At 34.7% G+C, this 19,213-nt stretch carries 12 protein-coding genes; 4 read left to right on the top strand and 8 right to left on the bottom strand.

Annotation, left to right across the window (positions count from 1 at the left end):
• The first annotated feature begins 161 nt into the window (after positions 1-161).
• Positions 162-3,140: a protein translocase subunit SecDF gene (gene secDF, locus FLB_RS03685; RefSeq protein WP_064714604.1), complete on the top strand. Its 2,979-nt coding sequence runs from the start codon at positions 162-164 to the stop codon at positions 3,138-3,140.
• Positions 3,141-3,442: 302 nt separating this feature from the next.
• Positions 3,443-5,548: a prolyl oligopeptidase family serine peptidase gene (locus FLB_RS03690; protein WP_064714605.1), complete on the top strand. Its 2,106-nt coding sequence runs from the start codon at positions 3,443-3,445 to the stop codon at positions 5,546-5,548.
• 64 nt (positions 5,549-5,612) lie between these two features.
• On the opposite strand, the gene lgt is transcribed toward FLB_RS03690, so the two are convergent.
• The 5 genes from lgt to FLB_RS03715 form a co-directional block, all read right to left on the bottom strand.
• The gene (lgt, locus tag FLB_RS03695) at positions 5,613-6,536 is read right to left on the bottom strand and encodes a prolipoprotein diacylglyceryl transferase (RefSeq protein WP_064714606.1); all 924 of its coding nucleotides are present in this window, start codon (positions 6,534-6,536) and stop codon (positions 5,613-5,615) included.
• Between the two features lie 58 nt (positions 6,537-6,594).
• Positions 6,595-6,840 carry a membrane protein insertion efficiency factor YidD gene (yidD, locus tag FLB_RS03700; protein WP_064714870.1) on the bottom strand — a complete coding sequence of 82 codons (246 nt, stop codon included), beginning with the start codon at positions 6,838-6,840 and terminating at the stop codon, positions 6,595-6,597.
• A gap of 202 nt (positions 6,841-7,042) precedes the next feature.
• Positions 7,043-8,521: a cysteine--tRNA ligase gene (cysS, locus tag FLB_RS03705; protein ID WP_064714607.1), complete on the bottom strand. Its 1,479-nt coding sequence runs from the start codon at positions 8,519-8,521 to the stop codon at positions 7,043-7,045.
• Positions 8,522-8,671: 150 nt separating this feature from the next.
• Positions 8,672-9,343 (bottom strand): GTP cyclohydrolase I FolE, encoded by a 672-nt coding sequence (folE, locus tag FLB_RS03710; RefSeq protein WP_064714608.1) that lies wholly within the window; start codon positions 9,341-9,343, stop codon positions 8,672-8,674.
• Positions 9,344-9,526: 183 nt separating this feature from the next.
• Positions 9,527-10,726 carry a pyridoxal phosphate-dependent aminotransferase gene (locus tag FLB_RS03715; RefSeq protein ID WP_064714609.1) on the bottom strand — a complete coding sequence of 400 codons (1,200 nt, stop codon included), beginning with the start codon at positions 10,724-10,726 and terminating at the stop codon, positions 9,527-9,529.
• A 125-nt stretch (positions 10,727-10,851) separates the two neighbouring features.
• Between FLB_RS03715 and FLB_RS03720 the strand changes: the two genes are divergently transcribed.
• Positions 10,852-12,189, top strand: coding sequence for a retropepsin-like aspartic protease (locus tag FLB_RS03720; RefSeq protein WP_064714610.1), 1,338 nt, complete (start codon positions 10,852-10,854; stop codon positions 12,187-12,189).
• A gap of 7 nt (positions 12,190-12,196) precedes the next feature.
• Here the strand turns inward: FLB_RS03720 and FLB_RS03725 are convergent, their stop codons facing one another.
• Complete coding sequence (locus FLB_RS03725) at positions 12,197-12,580, bottom strand: DUF1573 domain-containing protein (protein WP_064714611.1); 384 nt, start codon at positions 12,578-12,580, stop codon at positions 12,197-12,199.
• A 218-nt stretch (positions 12,581-12,798) separates the two neighbouring features.
• Between FLB_RS03725 and FLB_RS03730 the strand changes: the two genes are divergently transcribed.
• The gene (locus FLB_RS03730) at positions 12,799-15,432 is read left to right on the top strand and encodes a valine--tRNA ligase (protein ID WP_064714612.1); all 2,634 of its coding nucleotides are present in this window, start codon (positions 12,799-12,801) and stop codon (positions 15,430-15,432) included.
• A 76-nt stretch (positions 15,433-15,508) separates the two neighbouring features.
• On the opposite strand, the gene FLB_RS03735 is transcribed toward FLB_RS03730, so the two are convergent.
• On the bottom strand, positions 15,509-17,803 hold the full coding sequence (locus FLB_RS03735; protein ID WP_064714613.1) for a TonB-dependent siderophore receptor: 2,295 nt from the start codon (positions 17,801-17,803) through the stop codon (positions 15,509-15,511).
• A 227-nt stretch (positions 17,804-18,030) separates the two neighbouring features.
• Positions 18,031-19,023: an FAD:protein FMN transferase gene (locus FLB_RS03740; RefSeq protein ID WP_064714871.1), complete on the bottom strand. Its 993-nt coding sequence runs from the start codon at positions 19,021-19,023 to the stop codon at positions 18,031-18,033.
• Between the last annotated feature and the right edge of the window lie 190 nt (positions 19,024-19,213).

The following is a 19,213-nucleotide window of genomic DNA, read 5'->3' on the forward strand; positions in this document are numbered from 1 at the left end:
AAAATTGGTTAATCTTTTCGTTAATGATATATTTGCTCGGTTTAAAAAAAATGATATAATGCAAGATTGATTTTTTTGTTTTAAAAAAACGATGTCAATGCTTATTTTATTGAGGTTTAAAACAAAAAGAGTAATTAAAAAATAATTAATTTTTAGTAATAATGCAGAATAAAGGACTTATTAAATTTTTCGCAATTCTATTTGCATTGGTAAGTATTTACCAACTTTCTTTCACGTTTGTATCGGATAAGATTCAAAGTGATGCTAAATCTTTCGCTGGTGGAAACACTGAAAAAGAAGTAAAATATTTAGATTCCATAGGGAAAGAAAAAGTGTTTAATCTAGGGTTTACTGATTTTACCTACAATGAGGTTAAAGACAAACAAATTAATAAAGGTCTTGACTTAGAAGGTGGAATCAACGTAATTCTTCAAATTTCTGTTAAAGACATTTTGAAAGGATTATCTAATAATTCAAAAAATCCTGTTTTCAACAAGTCCTTAGCTGATGCTACTACTAATCAAAAAGGAAATCAAACCTATTTAGATGCTTTTTTTGAAGCTTTTGAAGCTAATGCCAATGGGACTACAAAGTTAGCCTCTCCTGAAATTTTTGCAAACAGAAGCTTGCAAGGTGATGGTGGTGTTGATTTTCAAATGACCGATGCTCAAGTGCAAAAAGTTATTAAAAGAAAAGTTGACGAATCTGTTGAAAGTGCTTTTGGTGTTTTAAGAGAGCGTATCGATAAATTTGGAGTGACTCAACCTAACATTCAAAAAATTGGTGAAACAGGAAGAATTCTTGTAGAATTACCTGGAGCAAAAGATGTTGATAGAATCAAAAGATTATTACAAGGGAAAGCAGAATTACAATTCTGGGAAACTTATAAAATTGAAGAAATTGGTAATTTCTTAGTAGCTGCAAATGATGTTTTGAAGAAAACGGAAGTAGCTAAAATAGAAACTAAAAAAGTAGCAAAAGATACTTTGAGTGCTTTGTTGACTGACGAAAAAGATTCAACTGCTACAAAAGCAGGGAAAAATCCTTTATTCGATAAAATTATTGCTCAAGGTGGTGGACCAGTATTAGGAATGTTTTCTCCTAAAGATACAGCTATTGTTAATGGGTACTTAAAAAGACCTGATGTAAAAAACTTATTAGCAGGGGAGCAACGTTACGCTAAATTTGTTTGGGGTAAACCAACAACTATTCAAGATGCTAAAGCAAAAGATAAAAAAATAGATGCAGTAGAATTATATGCTTTAAAAGGAAATAGAAATGATGCGCCTTCAATGGCAGGTGGTGTGGTAACAGATGCAACTGACACATTTGACCAAATGGGTAAACCAGCGGTTTCTATGCAAATGAATAGCAAAGGTGCTAAAGAATGGGAAGAATTAACAGGAAGAGCTTATACTTCAAAAGGATACATTGCTATCGTTTTAGATAACGTGGTGTATTCAGCTCCAGGTGTTTCAAGTGGTCCAATTGCTGGTGGTAGATCAGAAATCTCTGGAAACTTTGATATTACTGAAACTAAAGATTTAGCTAACGTATTAAGAGCTGGTAAATTACCTGCAGCTGCTGATATCGTTCAATCTGAAGTGGTAGGGCCATCTTTAGGTCAAGAAGCAATCGATAACGGTACTACTTCTGCTCTTGTTGGATTATTATTAGTATCTCTTTGGATGATGGTGTATTACGGTAAAGCAGGTTGGTATGCTAACTTAGCTTTGGCGGTAAACTTATTGTTCTTGTTTGGAATTTTAGCAAGTTTAGGTGCTGTATTGACGTTGCCTGGTATTGCTGGTATCGTATTAACAATGGGTACGGCAGTAGATGCCAACATTATTATTTATGAAAGAGCGAAAGAAGAATTACGTGCAGGAAAAACTTTAAATGAGGCTGTTATTGCTTCTTATAGTTGGAAAGGTGCTATGCGTTCTATAGTTGATGCCAACGTAACTCACATTTTGACTGGTGCGGTATTGTTTATATTTGGATCAGGACCAATTAAAGGTTTTGCAACAACATTGTTAATTGGTATTGTAACGTCTTTATTTACTTCAATCTTTATTGCTAGAATTTTTATCGATAGAAACATTGCTGGTAAAAATGACTTGTCATTCGTTACTAATTTCTCTAAAAACTTCTTTACTAATTTCTACTTTAATTTCTTAGGAATTAAAAAATGGTCTTATGTATTCTCAGCTATAGTTACTGTAGTATCTATTGTTTCAATTGCTACTAATGGTTTTGATCAAGGAGTTGATTTTGTTGGAGGAAGAACGTTTCAAGTACGTTTTGAGAAACCTGTAAAAGCAGAAGAAGTTAAAGAAGAATTAACTAAAGTTTTTGGTAGTGCTGAAGCAAAAGTTTTTGGTAATGACAATCAATTAAAAATTACAACTAAATACAAAGTTCAAGAACACGGAAGCGAAGCCGATGAAGAAGTGAACAAATTATTATATGAAAGCTTAAAGAAACATTTTTCTGCTGATGTTACTTATGAGAAATTTGTAAATGCTTATGATGGTAAGAAAGTTGGGGTTGTTATGGCTTCAAAAGTTGGACCAACTGTTGCTGAAGATATTAAAACGAATGCTTATTGGGCAGTTTTAGGTGCAATGCTTATTGTTGGATTGTATTTGGTAATCAGTTTCAGAAAATGGCAGTATAGTTTAGGTGCTCTTGCTGCGGTAGCGCATGACGTTATCTTTGTATTGGGAATCTATTCATTATGCTACAAATTCATGCCATTCGGAATGGAAATTGACCAGCATTTTATCGCAGCAATCCTTACCGTAATTGGTTATTCTATGAATGATACTGTAATTGTATTTGATAGAGTTCGTGAATTCTTAGATGGTAAAACAAAAGGTAATTTTGCTGAAATCGTAAATAATTCTATCAACTCTACAATGTCAAGAACAATCAATACTTCATTAACTATGATCGCAGTATTGTTAATTATGTTCATCTTTGGAGGAGAATCCATTAGAGGATTTATCTTTGCTATGTTGATTGGTATTATAGTTGGAACGTATTCTTCACTATTTATCGCAACACCAGTGTTAGTAGACACCATTTCAATTGCTGATAAAAAATTAATTGAAGAGAGACATAACGAAAATAAATAAGTTATAGTCTGTTGATAACAAAGGGCGCATTGTATGATGCGCCCTTTTTTTTGTTTATATATTTTAGGTTTTTAGTTGTGTTTGCTAAAATAGGAATTGTTGATGAATTGCGTGAAGGATGGCAGTGGAGCTCTCCCGATTTTTCATCGGGAAGCGGGAACGTACAGCCCGACCCGGAATTTTTATGGAGGGGCACGCCCAAAAATAACTTTTGTTTTATATTTACTTTGAGGGTAATTTATTAGATTTGTTTTGAAGAATTTTTATAAAATTGTCTTCCATTTTAAATAAATTTCACATCTATGAAAAAAGTAATTTTAAGTACTATGATTGTTTCTTCTTCTTTGCTTTCGTTTGGGCAATCCACGATAAAGTATCCTGCCACTAAAAAGATAGACAAAGTAGATGTTTATTTTGGTAATTCTATTCCAGACCCTTTTAGATGGTTGGAAGATGACCGTTCAGCTGAAACGGCCGAATGGGTTAAAGAACAAAATAAAGTTACCTTTGATTATTTAGCAGCGATTCCATTTCGAAATACGATTAAAGCGCGCATGGAAAAACTTTGGAATTATGAGAAAGTTTCGGCGCCTTTTAAAGAAGGTGACTATACCTACTATTATAAAAATAATGGATTGCAAAATCAATCTGTGTTGTATAGAAAAGATGCTAAAGGGACTGAAGAGGTATTTTTAGATCCCAATACTTTTTCTAAAGATGCCACAACTTCATTGGATGGGGTTAGTTTTTCTAAAGACGGTTCTTTAGTAGCTTATTCTATTTCAGAAGCGGGAAGTGATTGGAGGAAGGTTATTTTTATTGATGCTAAAACGAAACAGAGTATAGGAGAACCTTTAGTGGATGTAAAGTTTAGCGGTCTATCTTGGAAAGGGAATGAAGGGATTTTTTATTCTAGTTACGAAAAACCAGATGGAAGTGAATTTTCGGCTAAAACGGATCAACACCGTTTATTTTTTCATAAGCTTGGAACCAAACAGGCGGAAGATGCTGTGATTTTTGGTGATGAAGAAAAGCGTAGATATGTAGGTGGATATGTATCAGATGATAATCGTTATTTGTTTATTTCAGCTGCCAATTCTACTTCAGGGAATGAATTGTACATAAAATATTTATCTGTTCCAAATGGCCCTGTTCTTCCTATTCATACAGGATTTGAGTATGATGTTGACGTATTGGATAATGTAGGTAGTACGCTTTTAATAGTGACCAATTTAAATGCGCCTAACAAAAGAATAGTTACAGTGGATGTTACGGATTTAAGTGTTAAAATCTGGAAAGATTTAATTCCAGAAACGGAGCAAGTTTTAAATCCATCTACGGGTTCAGGGTATATTTTTGCGAATTATATGAAAGATGCGGTTTCTGTAGTCAAACAATTTGATTATAAAGGAAATTTAATCCGTACCATTGCCTTGCCCGGTGTTGGAACAGCTTCAGGTTTTAGTGGTAAATCCAAAGATAAAGAGTTGTATTTTTCATTTACTAACTATGTTACTCCGGGTACTACTTATACCTTCTCTCCAGAAAGTGGTAAATCTTCGGTTTATGTTAAGCCTAAAGTTGATTTTGTTTCAGAAGATTATGAATCTAAACAAGTGTTTTATACTTCAAAAGACGGAACCAAAGTACCGATGATTATTACACATAAGAAAGGATTGCAATTAAATGGAAAGAATCCAACCATTTTGTATGGTTATGGTGGATTTAATGTGAGTTTAACACCAAGTTTTAGTATTGCCAATGCGGTTTGGTTAGAAATGGGCGGAATTTATGCTGTTGCCAATATGCGTGGAGGCGGCGAATACGGTAAAAAATGGCACGACGCCGGAACCAAAATGCAAAAACAAAATGTATTTGATGATTTTATTGCAGCAGGTGAATATTTGATCGCTCAAAAATATACTTCTTCTGAATTTTTAGCAATTCGTGGTGGTTCTAACGGTGGTTTATTGGTTGGTGCTGTGATGACACAAAGGCCCGACTTGATGAAGGTTGCACTTCCTGCTGTTGGAGTTATGGATATGTTGCGTTATCATACGTTTACTGCTGGCGCGGGTTGGGCTTATGATTATGGTACAGCTGAAGATTCTAAAAAGATGTTTGATTATTTAAAAGGCTATTCACCAGTTCATAATGTAAAATCAGGGGTAAAGTATCCTGCTACATTGGTAACCACTGGAGATCATGACGATAGAGTAGTGCCAGCCCATAGTTTTAAATTTGCAGCCGAATTGCAAGAAAAACAAAAAGGAAGTAATCCTGTTTTAATTCGAATTGAGACCAATGCTGGCCATGGTGCTGGAAAACCCGTTTCTAAAACAATTGAAGAAGCTGCCGATATTCAGGCGTTTACTTTGTTCAATATGGGTTTTAAATCCATTAAATAATATTTTTTTAGTATAAATCAAAAGGCTGTCCAAAAACTAAGGACAGCCTTTTTTTGTAAATATACTAAGCTTCTTTTTGTGTTCTAAAAACAAAAAATAAACCAATAAGGATAAAAGGAATACTCAACCATTGTCCGGTAGAAAGTATGTTGCCTAATTCATTTTCAAAACCGCCTTGACTTTCTTTTACCGACTCAACAATGATACGAACCGTAAATAAAAGTACTAAGAACAAACCAAACAAAAAGCCTGATTTCTTTCTTGCTTCTGTTTTCCAATACAAGAAAAACAAAATGGCAAAAACGAAGATGTAGCAAAAAGCTTCATACAGCTGTGTAGGATGTTTTGCGGGAACTTGCGCTAATAGATCAGCAAACTTTGGGTCGGTTGCAATCGCATTATATGCGTCATTTGGATTGGCGATTCCAGTAGCATTTACAGCATCTTTTGGACTAAACTGATCTCTCAAAAAACGAATCCCAAAAACAGAAGTTGTTTCTTTTCCAATAATTTCAGAATTAAAAAAATTACCTAATCTTACAAAAATAGCACCACTTGCTACAGGAATAACTACGCGATCCAAAATCCACAATTGTGGGCGTTTCAAGATGTTTTTACTGTAATAATACATAGCAATGATTATAGAAACAGCTGCGCCATGACTAGCTAATCCTTGAAAACCAGTAAACTCAAATTTTGGTTCAAAACGAAATGGTAGTATAATTTCAAGCAAATGATTGCGATAATATTCCCAATCATAAAAAAAGACATGACCCAAACGAGCACCGAGCAAAGTAGCTAAAACAGTCCAAATAAAAAGCGAATCCAATTTCTCAATCGGTTCTCCTTCGCGTTCAAAAATATGTTTCATGATGTACCAACCCAATCCAAAAGCTACTACAAACATTAGGCTGTAATATCGAATCATAAAAAAGCCTAAATCTAATCCTTCAGATGGATTCCAAACCAAGTTCAAAGCGTGTGTCATGTGTAATTTTTTTGTAAATATAAACTTTAAATGTAATCAAATTGAAAACGTTTAATTACTATTTGTGTGAGCATTTTTTTTCAGGAACAGGGTCATAACCTTTTCCACCCCAAGGATGACAACTCAAAATCCGTTTCAATCCCAAATAACCACCAAACAAAAAACCGTGCTTTTGCAACGCTTCAATCATATAGCTCGAGCAAGTGGGTTCGTACCTGCAAGCGGCTGGTGTAAAAGGGGAGATGGCTCCTTGATAAAAGCGTACCAAAAGAATTAATGGGTAGGTAAAAATTTTATTTAACATCATCTTTTGTTAGTCAACTACTAATTAGGAGCAGGTAAATAAGGCATTTTCAGTAAGTATGGGTCCCGCTGTCCGTTATATCTTTGCCTTCTTACAGAAAAAGGCAAAGGATGCCACTCCCATCGGGGCTAAAAGGACAGAAAGTGATTTTTTGGAAACTTTAAACTTCTAATTTCTCACTTCTAATATCTAATTTTCTGTTTTATAAACTAAAAGTAGTGCCTTCTTTGCCGTCCTTCAATTGAATACCCAGAGCCAATAATTGGTCTCTAATTTGGTCCGAAAGCGCAAAGTTTTTGTTTTCTCTGGCTTGCTTTCTCATGTCAATCAATAACTGAATGGTGCCTTCTAATTTATCGTTACTGCTATCGGTAATTTTTTCATTCTCAAGACCCAAAACCTCAAATACAAATGCTTCTATAGCGGTTGTAAATGAAGCCAAATCTTCTACCGTTATAGTTTCTTTACCATCTTTGATGACATTAATATAACGAACACCCTCAAACAAATGCGCAATTAGGATAGGTGTGTTAAAATCATCATTCATCGCATCATAACAGAATTGTTTCCAATCTTCAATGGCAACAGACGATTGAGCGCTTGTAGGTAAGTCTTTCAATAACGAAAGAGCTTCCATTAATCGTTTGTATCCTTTTTCGGCCGCCACAATAGCATCATCCGAAAAATCAAGTATGCTTCTATAATGTGCTTGTAACATAAAGAAACGCGTTACCGAAGCTGAAAACGGTTTGCTCAAAATAGTATTGTCTCCAGTCAAAATCTCTCCTGGTAAAATATTATTTCCAGTCGATTTTGCCATTTTTTTACCATTCAAAGTAAGCATATTGGCATGCATCCAATAATTCACAGGTGTGTGTCCTGTGCACGCTTCATTTTGAGCGATTTCACATTCGTGATGTGGGAATTTCAAATCCATTCCACCACCGTGAATGTCAAAATGATTGCCCAAGTATTTTGTACTCATAGCAGTACATTCTAAGTGCCAACCCGGGAATCCATCGCTCCAAGGTGAAGGCCAACGCATAATATGTTGTGGTTCCGCTTTTTTCCATAAAGCAAAATCTTGAGGATTTCTTTTGTCTGATTGACCGTCTAAATCTCGAGTATTAGCCAACATATCTTCGATGTTTCTGCCACTCAAGATACCATAATGATGGTCTTCATTAAATTTTACCACATCAAAATAAATAGAACCATTGGCTTCATAAGCGAATCCATTGTCTATTATTTTTTTGATAATTTCAATTTGCTCAATAATATGTCCAGTAGCTGTAGGTTCAATACTTGGTGGTAAAAAATTAAAGGCACTCAAAATACGATGGAAATCAACAGTATAACGCTGTACTACTTCCATCGGTTCCAATTGTTCTAATCTCGCTTTTTTAGCAATTTTATCTTCTCCTTCATCTACATCATCCACGATATGACCTACATCGGTAATGTTGCGTACATAACGAACTTTGTATTCCAAATGCAATAGATACCTGAATATTACATCAAATGACATAAAAGTTCTCACATTCCCTAAATGTACATTACTGTACACGGTTGGACCACAAACATACATTCCTACATTTCCTTCGTGAACGGGTACAAATGGTTCTTTTTCTCCAGATAGAGAATTGTATATTTTGAGGGGTTGATGGTTGTATAAAGGCATTTCTTTTTGTTTAACAGTTTAACGGTTTAATGTTTAACGTTGAATTATTGATTGCAAACTTATGAATCGTGATTGCTTATTTGAAAAAAGTAAATAATCTGTTGTCTATCGATTAACTATTTAACCGATTGAACAAAAAAACATAAACTCTTAGAATTTCGTTTCTAATTTAATGTAATCCAAAAACTCTCTTCTGGTTTGTGCTTCTTTGAATTTTCCACCAAATTCTGAGGTTACCGTACTACTTTCGATATCTTTTATTCCTCTAGAATTTACGCAAAGATGTTTGGCATCTATTACACAAGCAACGTCTTCTGTTCCTAATGCTCTTTGAAGTTCTTGAACAATTTGCATAGTCAAACGCTCTTGTACTTGAGGTCTTTTTGCATAATATTCAACAATTCTATTCATTTTAGACAAGCCAATTACAGTACCATTAGAAATATAAGCCACGTGTGCTCTTCCTATGATGGGTAACAAATGATGTTCACAGGTAGAATATAAGGTAATGTTTTTTTCAACCAACATCTCACCATATTTGTAGTTGTTGTCAAAAGTTGAAGCTTTTGGTTTTTTATTCGGATTTAAACCGCCAAAAATTTCTTTTACGAACATTTTTGCTACACGATTTGGGGTGCCTTTTAGGCTATCATCTGTTAAATCCATACCCAAAGTAAGCAACATATTTTCTACATCTTTCTTGATGCGTTCAATTTTTTCTTCATCCGAAATAGCAAAAGCATCTTCTCTTATCGGATTATTAGCGTTGGTACTAATATGATTATTTCCTATTTCGTCGTGGAATTCTTCGTTATTTATCATTAAAAATTACTATTTGTTGGGTGTGTATTTTTCAAGGGGTAAAGATAAATAATAAATAGTAACAAATTCAATCGCTTGAGGGAATTAATTGCCTAGTTTTTCTTAATATTTCGGGTTTAATTTTAACAAAAAAAGACAATAACTCCTTTGAATTATTGTCTTTTGATTATCTATTTTTTGTTTCTAAGAACGTTGGTTGTATTCTTTTATAGCTTCTTTTAGAATGTGAACCGCTTTTATGAGTTCTTCTTTACTTAAAACATAGGCAATACGAACTTGATTTAAGCCCACACCAGGAGTAGAATAAAAACCAGCCGCGGGAGCTACCATAACCGTTTCTCCATTAAATTCATAGGTTTCTAAAAGCCATTGTGCAAAATCGTCGGCATTGTCTATAGGGAGTTGGGCGATACAATAAAAAGCTGCTTTTGGACTTTTTACTAGTACTCCATCAATTTTGTTAAGTTCATTGATTAAAATGTCTCTTCTTTCTTTGTATTCTGAAATTACTTCGTCAAAATAACTTTTTGGCGTGTCTATAGCAGCTTCACAGGCTATTTGTTCAATGGTAGGTGGACACAAACGAGCTTGTGCAAACTTCATTGAAGCGGCAATAACTTCTTTATTTTTGGTTACCAAGCAGCCTATTCTAGCGCCGCACATACTATATCTTTTGGAAACTGAATCAATCATAATGACATTTTGTTCAATTCCTTTTAGGTTCATTACAGAGAAATGTTGGTCTCTTTCGTCGTAAATAAACTCGCGATATACTTCATCAGCAATAAGGAAGAGGTCATATTTTTTAACCAATGCACCAAGCTGATTTATTTCAGATTCAGAGTAGAGGTATCCAGTAGGATTATTGGGGTTGCATATTAATATTGCTTTGGTTTTACTGGTAATAGCTTTTTCAAATTCTTCAATTGTTGGAAGGGTAAAACCACTTTCAATGTTAGAAATTACTGGAACAACTCGTGCGCTTGACTCAGCCGAAAAAGCACTGTAATTAGCATAAAAAGGTTCAGGGATAATTATTTCGTCTTCAGGATCCATAATGCTTCCTAAGGCAAAAAGTAAAGCTTCTGAACCTCCAGTCGTAATGATAATGTCCTCAGTAGCTACTGAAACATTTTGATTTTGATAAAATCTGGCTAATTTTTTTCTATAGCTTTCATAACCAGCAGATGGTCCATATTCAATAATATCTAGTTGTATATTTTTGATAGCTTCAATAGCGAGTTCGGGGCTTTTAATATCGGGTTGACCAATGTTTAAATGATAGACTTTGCGTCCTTTTGATTTGGCCAAATCTGCAAAAGGAGCTAATTTTCGAATTGGCGATTCAGGCATTTTTTTACCTCTGATTGAAATACTAGGCATGTTTTTTATAATTTGGTGCAAAATTGCGATTTTTTTTCCAAATTAAATGTAAATTTAAGTGCTATTTGTTACCAAATTCTAACAAATATGTTGTATTTTTTGTACTATTACCGAAACCTTTTTTAATGAGAATAACTCTATTTTTTCTGCTATTTTTTCTAGGACAATATACTAACCGTGCTCAAGAAGGGTTTAAGTTTATAGGCAATCAAACTCAAGTCGAAGTACCGTTTCAGTTGATAAACAATCTGATTTTTATACCAATTACAGTTAACGGTGTTGAACTTAATTTTTTATTGGATACGGGAGTAGAGGAGACTTTATTGTTTAGTTTGGATGATAAAAAGGAATTGAATTTGTATAATGTTGATAAAATTCAACTACGAGGTTTGGGCAGTAATGAGTCAATTGAGGGCCTCAAGTCTTCGAATAATTATATGTTTGTTAGAGGATTGGTCTCTCCAAAGCAAAGTTTTTATATCATTTTAGACCAAAATTTCAATCTCTCTTCACATATTGGGATTCCTGTAAATGGAATTATTGGAACACAATTTTTTAAAAATAATTTGGTCGAAATTGATTATTTGAGAAAAAAAATTACGGTATCAAAATCCAATGCTAAATACCAGAAGAAATTAGATAAGAAATTTGTTAGCCTCCCAATTTCAATCGAAAAAGCAAAACCATATTTCAATGTTCAGTTGAAAATGCAGGATACTTATATCGAATCCAAAATGTTGATTGATATAGGCAACAGCGATGCAATTTGGGTTTTTCAAAACTACACTGAGGGGATTAATGTGCCTAAGAAAAATTTTGACGATTTTTTAGGAAAAGGATTTAGTGGAGATATTGAGGGGAAAAGAGCCAAAATAAGCGAATTAAAAATGGCCGATTTCAAGTTCAGTACTCCAATTGTTGCTTTTCCTGACTCGAGTTCGTTGAAACACGTTAAAATGGTCGATAATAGAGTAGGTTCTATTGGTGCTGAAATCTTCAGGAGATTTAAAGTTGTTTTTGATTATGAAAGAGGGACGATATATCTTAGGAAAAATGGGAATTTCAAATCTCATTTTAAGTATAATAAAAGCGGTATTGAGATTGAGCAAAATGGATTGAAATGGGTGGAAGATTATATAAAACTTGAAAATAGTCTTGTAAATTCTTATGGGTATGGCAATCAAGAATCAGGAAAGGTTATGGTAAGAAATGACTACAAATATAAATTCGAGTTAAAACCCAACTATATCATTGCTAATATCCGAAAAAAATCGGCTGCTGAGAAATGTGGTTTAAAAGTGGGAGATGAGATTGTTTCTATTGGAGGGACTCCAGTATTTAGGTATACACTTCAAAAAATAAACAATCTTTTTATGGTGGAAGAAGATAAAAATATCACCATAGTGGTTTTGAGAGATAATAACAAATTAAAGTTCACTTTCAGGTTAGAAAGTGAACTTTAAAATAGCTTTATATAACTTCTCCTTTGATTTTTAAGGCAACTCTACCATTCTCTTGATTTACTGCATTGGTTTCAACAGTGATGGTTTTTCTGATAGGTCCCGGAGTCATATTGTATTTTACTTCTATTTTGCCATTTTGTCCAGGCTGAATTGCCGATGTGGGTTTACTCAAAATGCTACACTCTTTGGTAGATAGTATATTGATGATTTGCAAAGGTGCATCCCCTGTATTTTTAAATTCAAAAGTACGAATACCGTTATCCGCATTTTTACTCACTTTGCCGTAATCGATAGTGTTATCGGGTGCCGAAAATTGGATTTTTGGACCACTTTGGCTGTAGGTTGTAATGGTAAAGAGCGCTGTGGCTATTACAATGATAAGATTTTTCATATAATTAGACTTTGTTTGGGTTGAGTAAATATAGTTTGTTTTAATTAGAGTACAAATTATTAATTCGCTTTTTATACTCTACTTTATTAATTACTTTTGCCAACGGTACACTTACAAATATCGAACCAAAACTGAAATGTGGTATTGTTTACTTTCTTTGAGTTTGATATTCAATGACCTAAAAACATACAATTACTAATAAACGTATCTATTATAAAATGAGTATTCCTGCACAATTTGACGCTAAAACCATTGAGAATAAATGGTATGCTTACTGGATGAAAAACAATTATTTTCATTCGGAACCAGACCATAGAACTCCTTACACCATTGTAATTCCACCTCCAAATGTTACAGGAGTTTTACATATGGGACATATGTTGAATAATACGATTCAAGATGTTTTAATCCGAAGAGCTCGTTTGAAAGGTTTTAACGCTTGTTGGGTGCCAGGAACGGACCACGCATCGATTGCTACAGAAGCAAAAGTAGTGGCTAAATTAAAATCAGAAGGCATCAATAAAGCTGATTTGACTCGTGAAGAATTTTTGAAGCACGCCTACGATTGGACAGATAAATATGGTGGAACCATTTTAGAACAATTGAAACAATTAGGTTGCTCTTGTGATTGGGATAGAACCAAATTCACGATGGATGAAGATATGTCGGCTTCTGTTATCAAATCTTTTGTGGATTTGTATAACAAAGGAATGATTTACCGCGGCTACCGAATGGTAAATTGGGACCCTGAAGCAAAAACTACTTTATCTGATGAAGAGGTAATTTACGAAGAACAACAAGGAAAGTTGTTTTTTCTAAAATACAAAATTGAAGGGTCGGAAGATTTCTTGACGGTAGCGACTACGCGTCCTGAAACGATTTTTGGAGATACTGCAATTTGTATCAATCCAAATGATGAACGTTTTGCCCATTTAAAAGGAAAGAAAGCGATTGTACCTATTTGTGGTCGTGTAATTCCAATTATCGAAGATGAGTATGTAGATGTGGAGTTTGGTACGGGTTGTTTGAAAGTGACTCCAGCACACGATATGAATGATAAGACGCTAGGAGAGAAACATAATTTAGAGATTGTTGATATTTTCAATGAAGATGCTACTTTAAATAGTTTTGGTTTACACTACCAAGGAAAAGATCGTTTTGTAGTTCGTACCGAAATTGCTCAAGAACTAGAGTCAATAGGTGCTTTGGCTAAAACAGAAATTCATTTAAATAAAGTAGGAACCTCTGAAAGAACTAAGGCGGTAATCGAACCAAGATTGTCTGATCAATGGTTCTTAAAAATGGATGATTTAGTAAAACCAGCGATTAAATCGGTTTTAGAAGATGGAGATATTAAATTGCATCCTTCTCGTTTTAACAACACATATGCGCATTGGTTGAACAACATTCGCGATTGGAATATTTCCCGTCAATTGTGGTGGGGACAACAAATTCCTGCCTATTTCTATGGTGACGGTAAAGAAGATTTTGTAGTAGCTGAAAATATTGAAGAGGCTTTAGCTTTAGCCAAAGAAAAAACTTCTAACTCCTCACTTCTAACCTCTGACCTTCGTCAGGATCCTGATGCTCTTGATACTTGGTTCTCATCTTGGTTATGGCCAATGTCTGTTTTTGGAGGTATAATGAATCCAGAAAACGAAGATTTTAAATACTATTATCCAACGAATGATTTGGTTACAGGACCAGATATTTTATTTTTCTGGGTAGCCAGAATGATTATAGCAGGATATGAATATGCTGGCGAAAAACCATTTACGAATGTGTATTTAACAGGTTTGGTTCGTGATAAACAACGTCGCAAAATGTCGAAGTCTTTGGGGAATTCTCCAGAGCCTTTGGAATTAATTGAAAAGTTTGGTGCTGATGGTGTTCGTGTAGGATTGCTTTTGAGTGCTTCTGCAGGAAACGACATTATGTTCGACGAAGAATTATGCAATCAAGGAAAAGGTTTTTCTAACAAAATTTGGAACGCTTTCAAATTGATCAAAGGTTGGGAAGTTTCTGAAACGATTCCACAACCCGAATCTTCAAAAGTTGCCATTGAATGGTACGAAGCGAAGTTGCAACAAGCCTTAGCTGAGATTGAAGACAATTTTGAAAAATATAGAATTTCAGATGCTTTGATGGGAATTTATAAATTGGTTTGGGATGATTTCTGTTCTTGGTTCTTAGAAATGATCAAACCTGCTTATCAACAACCAATTGATAAAGCTACGTTTGATAAAGCTATCGAAATGTTAGAAAATAACATGAAATTGTTGCATCCGTTTATGCCTTTCTTGACAGAGGAAATTTGGCATTTAATCGCGGATAGAACCAAAGAAGAGGCTTTAATTGTTTCAACTTGGCCTGAAATTAAACCGTTCAACGCACAATTAATAGCTGATTTCGAAAATACAATCGAAGTAATTTCTGGAATTAGAACCATTCGTAAAGACAAAAACATTCCGTTTAAAGATACTATCGAATTGAAAGTGGTGAACAATGATAAAGCTTCTACTTATTTCGATGCAATAGTAACTAAATTGGGGAATATCACTTCATTAGCATACGTTTCAGAAAAGGTGGATGGTGCTTTGTCTTTCCGTGTAAAATCAAACGAGTATTTTATTCCGATTACTGGAAATATTGATGTAGCAGCCGAAATTGCTAAATTGACCGAGGAATTAAATTATACCAAAGGCTTTTTGAAATCGGTACAAGGAAAATTAGCGAATGAAAAATTTGTAGCTGGTGCACCTGAGAAAGTCATTGAAATGGAACGCAAAAAAGAAGCCGATGCCTTAGCCAAAATTGCTACTATTGAGCAAAGTTTAGCGGGATTGAAATAACATCTTTTAAAATATAAAACCAAAAAAACCAATGTTGAATTACAACATTGGTTTTTTTATGGATTAATAATTTGGATTATAATTTGTATTTCAAAATAGCCATTACTTGTGTGGGTGCAATTGGATTTACACTATAATTTTCGTGTACGGTGTAGTTCAATTCGTTGGTGATGTTAGAAACTTTGCACAATAAAGAGAGTTTTTTCCAATCATAGCCTACAGAAACATCAATGGTAGTATATCCTTTTAATGGGATGTCACGGTCTTCAATGGTTATCGTGTACGTTTTTGGATTCGTAGTAGGTTTGTTTTCAGTCCATACGTAACGGTCATTCCATCCACCCACGCGATCACCTACATAACTGGCCATACCACCAAGGGTTATTCCTTTGAAAAATCCTTCTGGAATTTTGTAAAAAACGCTAAAGTTGGCCGTGTGTTTAGGCGTTCTGGTTAATAAATCACCTTCAATCAAACTTCCATTAGTGCCAGAGGTTTTAGTGATTTTTGTTTCATTAAAACTATACCCTGCCAAAATATTTAAACCTTTAACTGGATTAGCATTGATATCTATTTCAATCCCTTTTCCTCTAGTGCCGCCCACTAATTCTTTCAAATTTGAATTTACGTTTGGTGTAACGCCATCTGAACCAAATGCAGCAGTTTGCGCTAGATTATTGTTTTTTATAATGTAAGCCGTAATATTTGTAGTAATTAAACCTTTCATAAAGTCTTTTTTGATTCCCACTTCATATTGATCAATAATTGAAGGATCAAGTGGTTTTAAATCTACTGTAGTACCTGTGTTTGGGGTGAAAGAATTCGAATAACTACCAAACACACTAGTTGTTTTGTTGGGCTGGTATACCAAGCCTGCTTTTGGTGAGAAGGCTTTGTTTAAATTTTTAGCTCCTTTAGTAATCGTATTTTTAGTAAAATCAGTGGTTGTGACTTGAGCTTCTTGCCATGACCAACGAATTCCTGCTAATACTTTAATTTTGTCGGTAAACGAAATCAAGTCTTGGGCATAACCACCAAAACGACTGGTTTCAGTTACTGCAATTTGTGTGTTGGTCGCATTTGGGATGTCGTTTCTTTGATTGTTAGGATTAAAATTGAAAAGATTAATGGTGTCATATAAATTTGGATCGTATTTTCCGTTAACCATAACCGCTTTTTCATTAAAAGCATAAGTGTAATTGTCTGCTATCGAGTATTCATAATCTACTCCAGTGAAAATTTGATGTTTTACTTTTCCAGTAAAAAAAGTACCTTGTAAACTCAATTGGTCGCCAAATATTTTTTCTAAGTTTTTATTTTGCACTAAGCCTCTATTCCATGTTCCAGGCACTGCATAAGTTTCTAAACCAGAAATTTGAGCGGTAGATTTTTGAGTTCTGTTGTAATTTTGAAACGATGAATTGAAGTTTAATTTCCAGTTACTATTAAAATCATGCTGTAGTTGAACTGAAGCACTAGACGATTTGGTGTTTCCGTTTGACCATTTGGCGCCAAAGAATTGGTTTCTTGGCAAATCTAAAATTTCTTTTCCAATAATTCCAGTTCCAAAATCTGGTGTCCAATCGGCACTTAGATAATCTCCCTGTAATGTAATTTGTGTTTTTTCAGAAAGTAAAAACAAGAACGAAGGGTTAAAATAAATTCTATCATTAGTCACAAAATCTCTAAAACTCTCTGATTTCTCATAGGAACCATTAAAACGATAGGCGATGGATTGATTCAAAGGACCGTATACATCAAAGGCAGGTTTGTAATAATTATAACTTCCCATTTGGATTGAAAATTCTCCTCCATCATTAAATTTTGGTGCTTTGGTAACCATATTTAAGATCCCTCCAGGAGCGACATTTCCGTACAAAAGAGCTGCTCCACCTTTTAAAAACTCTACTTTTTCTAATCCAGAAACTTCCGGAATAGAACCGCCATTAAATCTAAAACCATTTTTAAACATGTTGTTCGCTGTCATATCATATCCTCTAGACCAAAATGACTCTTGAGCGCCACCTCGAGCAGATCCAACATAAACACCGTTAGCGTTTTTAATGACGTCACTCAATCGAATGGCTTGTTGTTGTTCGATAATTTGGGCTCCAATAACCTGAACAGTTTGTGGGTTGTCCATTGGTTTTAATCCAGAACGAATGGCTGTAACGGGCTGTCTTTGTTTGTGAGCTTTGACAATAACTTCGTTCAAAAGGCCTCCTTTTTTGTGTTTCGTAGTATCGATTTCAAATTCGAATGATTCGACCGCTACTTTTTTATCCTCAGTAGAGATGTTTGAAAGATTTGTTTCTTGTGCATTATTTACTAAAGTACATAGCATAAATGAAGAGAGTAGGATATATTTCATGTTTATTTGGAATAATTAAAAATAACAATGCAAATATAAAGCCCTCTTTTGAAACCACAAAGCTTATTTAGATTAAATATGAATAAAAATAAAAAATAGTTCTAAAGTGTTTGTTTGTCAGTAATTTGGAATGTTTTTTTGTGATGGATTTGTGACTGAAAAAGTCTTATTGTGCCAATTTTATGGAAGAAAGCCATTTTTTTGGAGTGTATTGAAAGTAAAAATGATTAAAGTTTAGTCTTCAATTTCTTTTTGAAGTTTTTGGACCGAATCACTTTTCCGTTATCGGTAATCATAATGCAGCTGTAGTCCGCGAATTTTTCGAGTAAAAGCAATCCTTGTTGTTGTCCTAAAACCATTAGTGAAGTGCTCAAACCATTGGCAGTTTCGGCATTGGGGCCAAAAACGGTCACGCTACACAAACCCGTAGCAGGATAACCCGTCGCGGGATTAATAATGTGCGAATAGCGTTTGCCATCAAAAACAACATATTTTTCATAACTACCAGAAGTGGTTACGGCTTCTTGCCTTAAGGGAACGACCGCCATAATTTTTTCGGGTCGAAAAGGGTTCGTAATGCCAATATTCCAAGGTTTACCATTAGGCTGCGTTCCCCACGTACTCATATCGCCAGAGCCATTAATGATTCCAGCGGGAATGCCTTTGGCGAGCATCATAGCGCGACATTTATCGGTTGCGTAGCCTTCGCCCAAAGCGCCAAAACCAATTTTCATTCCTTTTACTTTCAAGAAAATGGTTGATTGAACGGAGTCTAATATAATGTTTTGAAAGCCTACTTTTTCAACCGACTTTTTAATGGCTTCTGCCGTCGGCATCTCGGTCATCGACCCGTCAAATTTCCAAATCCTATCCATAGCCGCAAAACTAATGTCAAACGCACCTTTGGTAATCTTTGAAAATTCAAGCGCCCTTTTGGTCAACTCAAATACTTCTTTGTCGACTTTTACAGGGCGAATACCCGCATTTTGGTTCACTTCCGAAACTTGAGAAGTGGGTTTCCAGTCCGAAATCAAATGCTCAATACGAGTGATTTCGGTAACAACAGCATCGATGTTTTCTTTTGCCGTGGCCGAATCTTGAGCTACAATCGTAATGTCAAAACGCCCACCCATAAGCAAAGTCGTTTTTTTTCGTAACACCTGACTGTGACACGAAACACTCCAAACGAATAGCAATAGGAAAAGATTTTGGGTTGACATAACGTATGTTGTATAATGTAAATATATTGATTTTGGGCGTGCCCCTCCCGAAAAAGGTCGGGTCGGGCTGTACGTTCCCGCTTTTTTTGAGCAAAAAAAATGCTCAAAAAAGAGCTCCACTGCCATCCCTCACGCAAGCGTTCCTAAAGAAAATTAGCGTTCCACTATTCGAATTGTAGTTAAAAACGGA

This window comes from Flavobacterium succinicans, assembly GCF_001662485.1.
Classification (GTDB): domain Bacteria; phylum Bacteroidota; class Bacteroidia; order Flavobacteriales; family Flavobacteriaceae; genus Flavobacterium; species Flavobacterium succinicans_A.

Coding starts and splice junctions, on each gene's coding strand:
- secDF (WP_064714604.1), top strand. CDS start 162: ATGCAGAATAAAGGACTTATTAAATTTTTCGCAATTCTATTTGCATTG.
- FLB_RS03690 (WP_064714605.1), top strand. CDS start 3,443: ATGAAAAAAGTAATTTTAAGTACTATGATTGTTTCTTCTTCTTTGCTT.
- lgt (WP_064714606.1), bottom strand. CDS start 6,536: ATGACACACGCTTTGAACTTGGTTTGGAATCCATCTGAAGGATTAGAT.
- yidD (WP_064714870.1), bottom strand. CDS start 6,840: ATGTTAAATAAAATTTTTACCTACCCATTAATTCTTTTGGTACGCTTT.
- cysS (WP_064714607.1), bottom strand. CDS start 8,521: ATGCCTTTATACAACCATCAACCCCTCAAAATATACAATTCTCTATCT.
- folE (WP_064714608.1), bottom strand. CDS start 9,343: ATGATAAATAACGAAGAATTCCACGACGAAATAGGAAATAATCATATT.
- FLB_RS03715 (WP_064714609.1), bottom strand. CDS start 10,726: ATGCCTAGTATTTCAATCAGAGGTAAAAAAATGCCTGAATCGCCAATT.
- FLB_RS03720 (WP_064714610.1), top strand. CDS start 10,852: ATGAGAATAACTCTATTTTTTCTGCTATTTTTTCTAGGACAATATACT.
- FLB_RS03725 (WP_064714611.1), bottom strand. CDS start 12,580: ATGAAAAATCTTATCATTGTAATAGCCACAGCGCTCTTTACCATTACA.
- FLB_RS03730 (WP_064714612.1), top strand. CDS start 12,799: ATGAGTATTCCTGCACAATTTGACGCTAAAACCATTGAGAATAAATGG.
- FLB_RS03735 (WP_064714613.1), bottom strand. CDS start 17,803: ATGAAATATATCCTACTCTCTTCATTTATGCTATGTACTTTAGTAAAT.
- FLB_RS03740 (WP_064714871.1), bottom strand. CDS start 19,023: ATGTCAACCCAAAATCTTTTCCTATTGCTATTCGTTTGGAGTGTTTCG.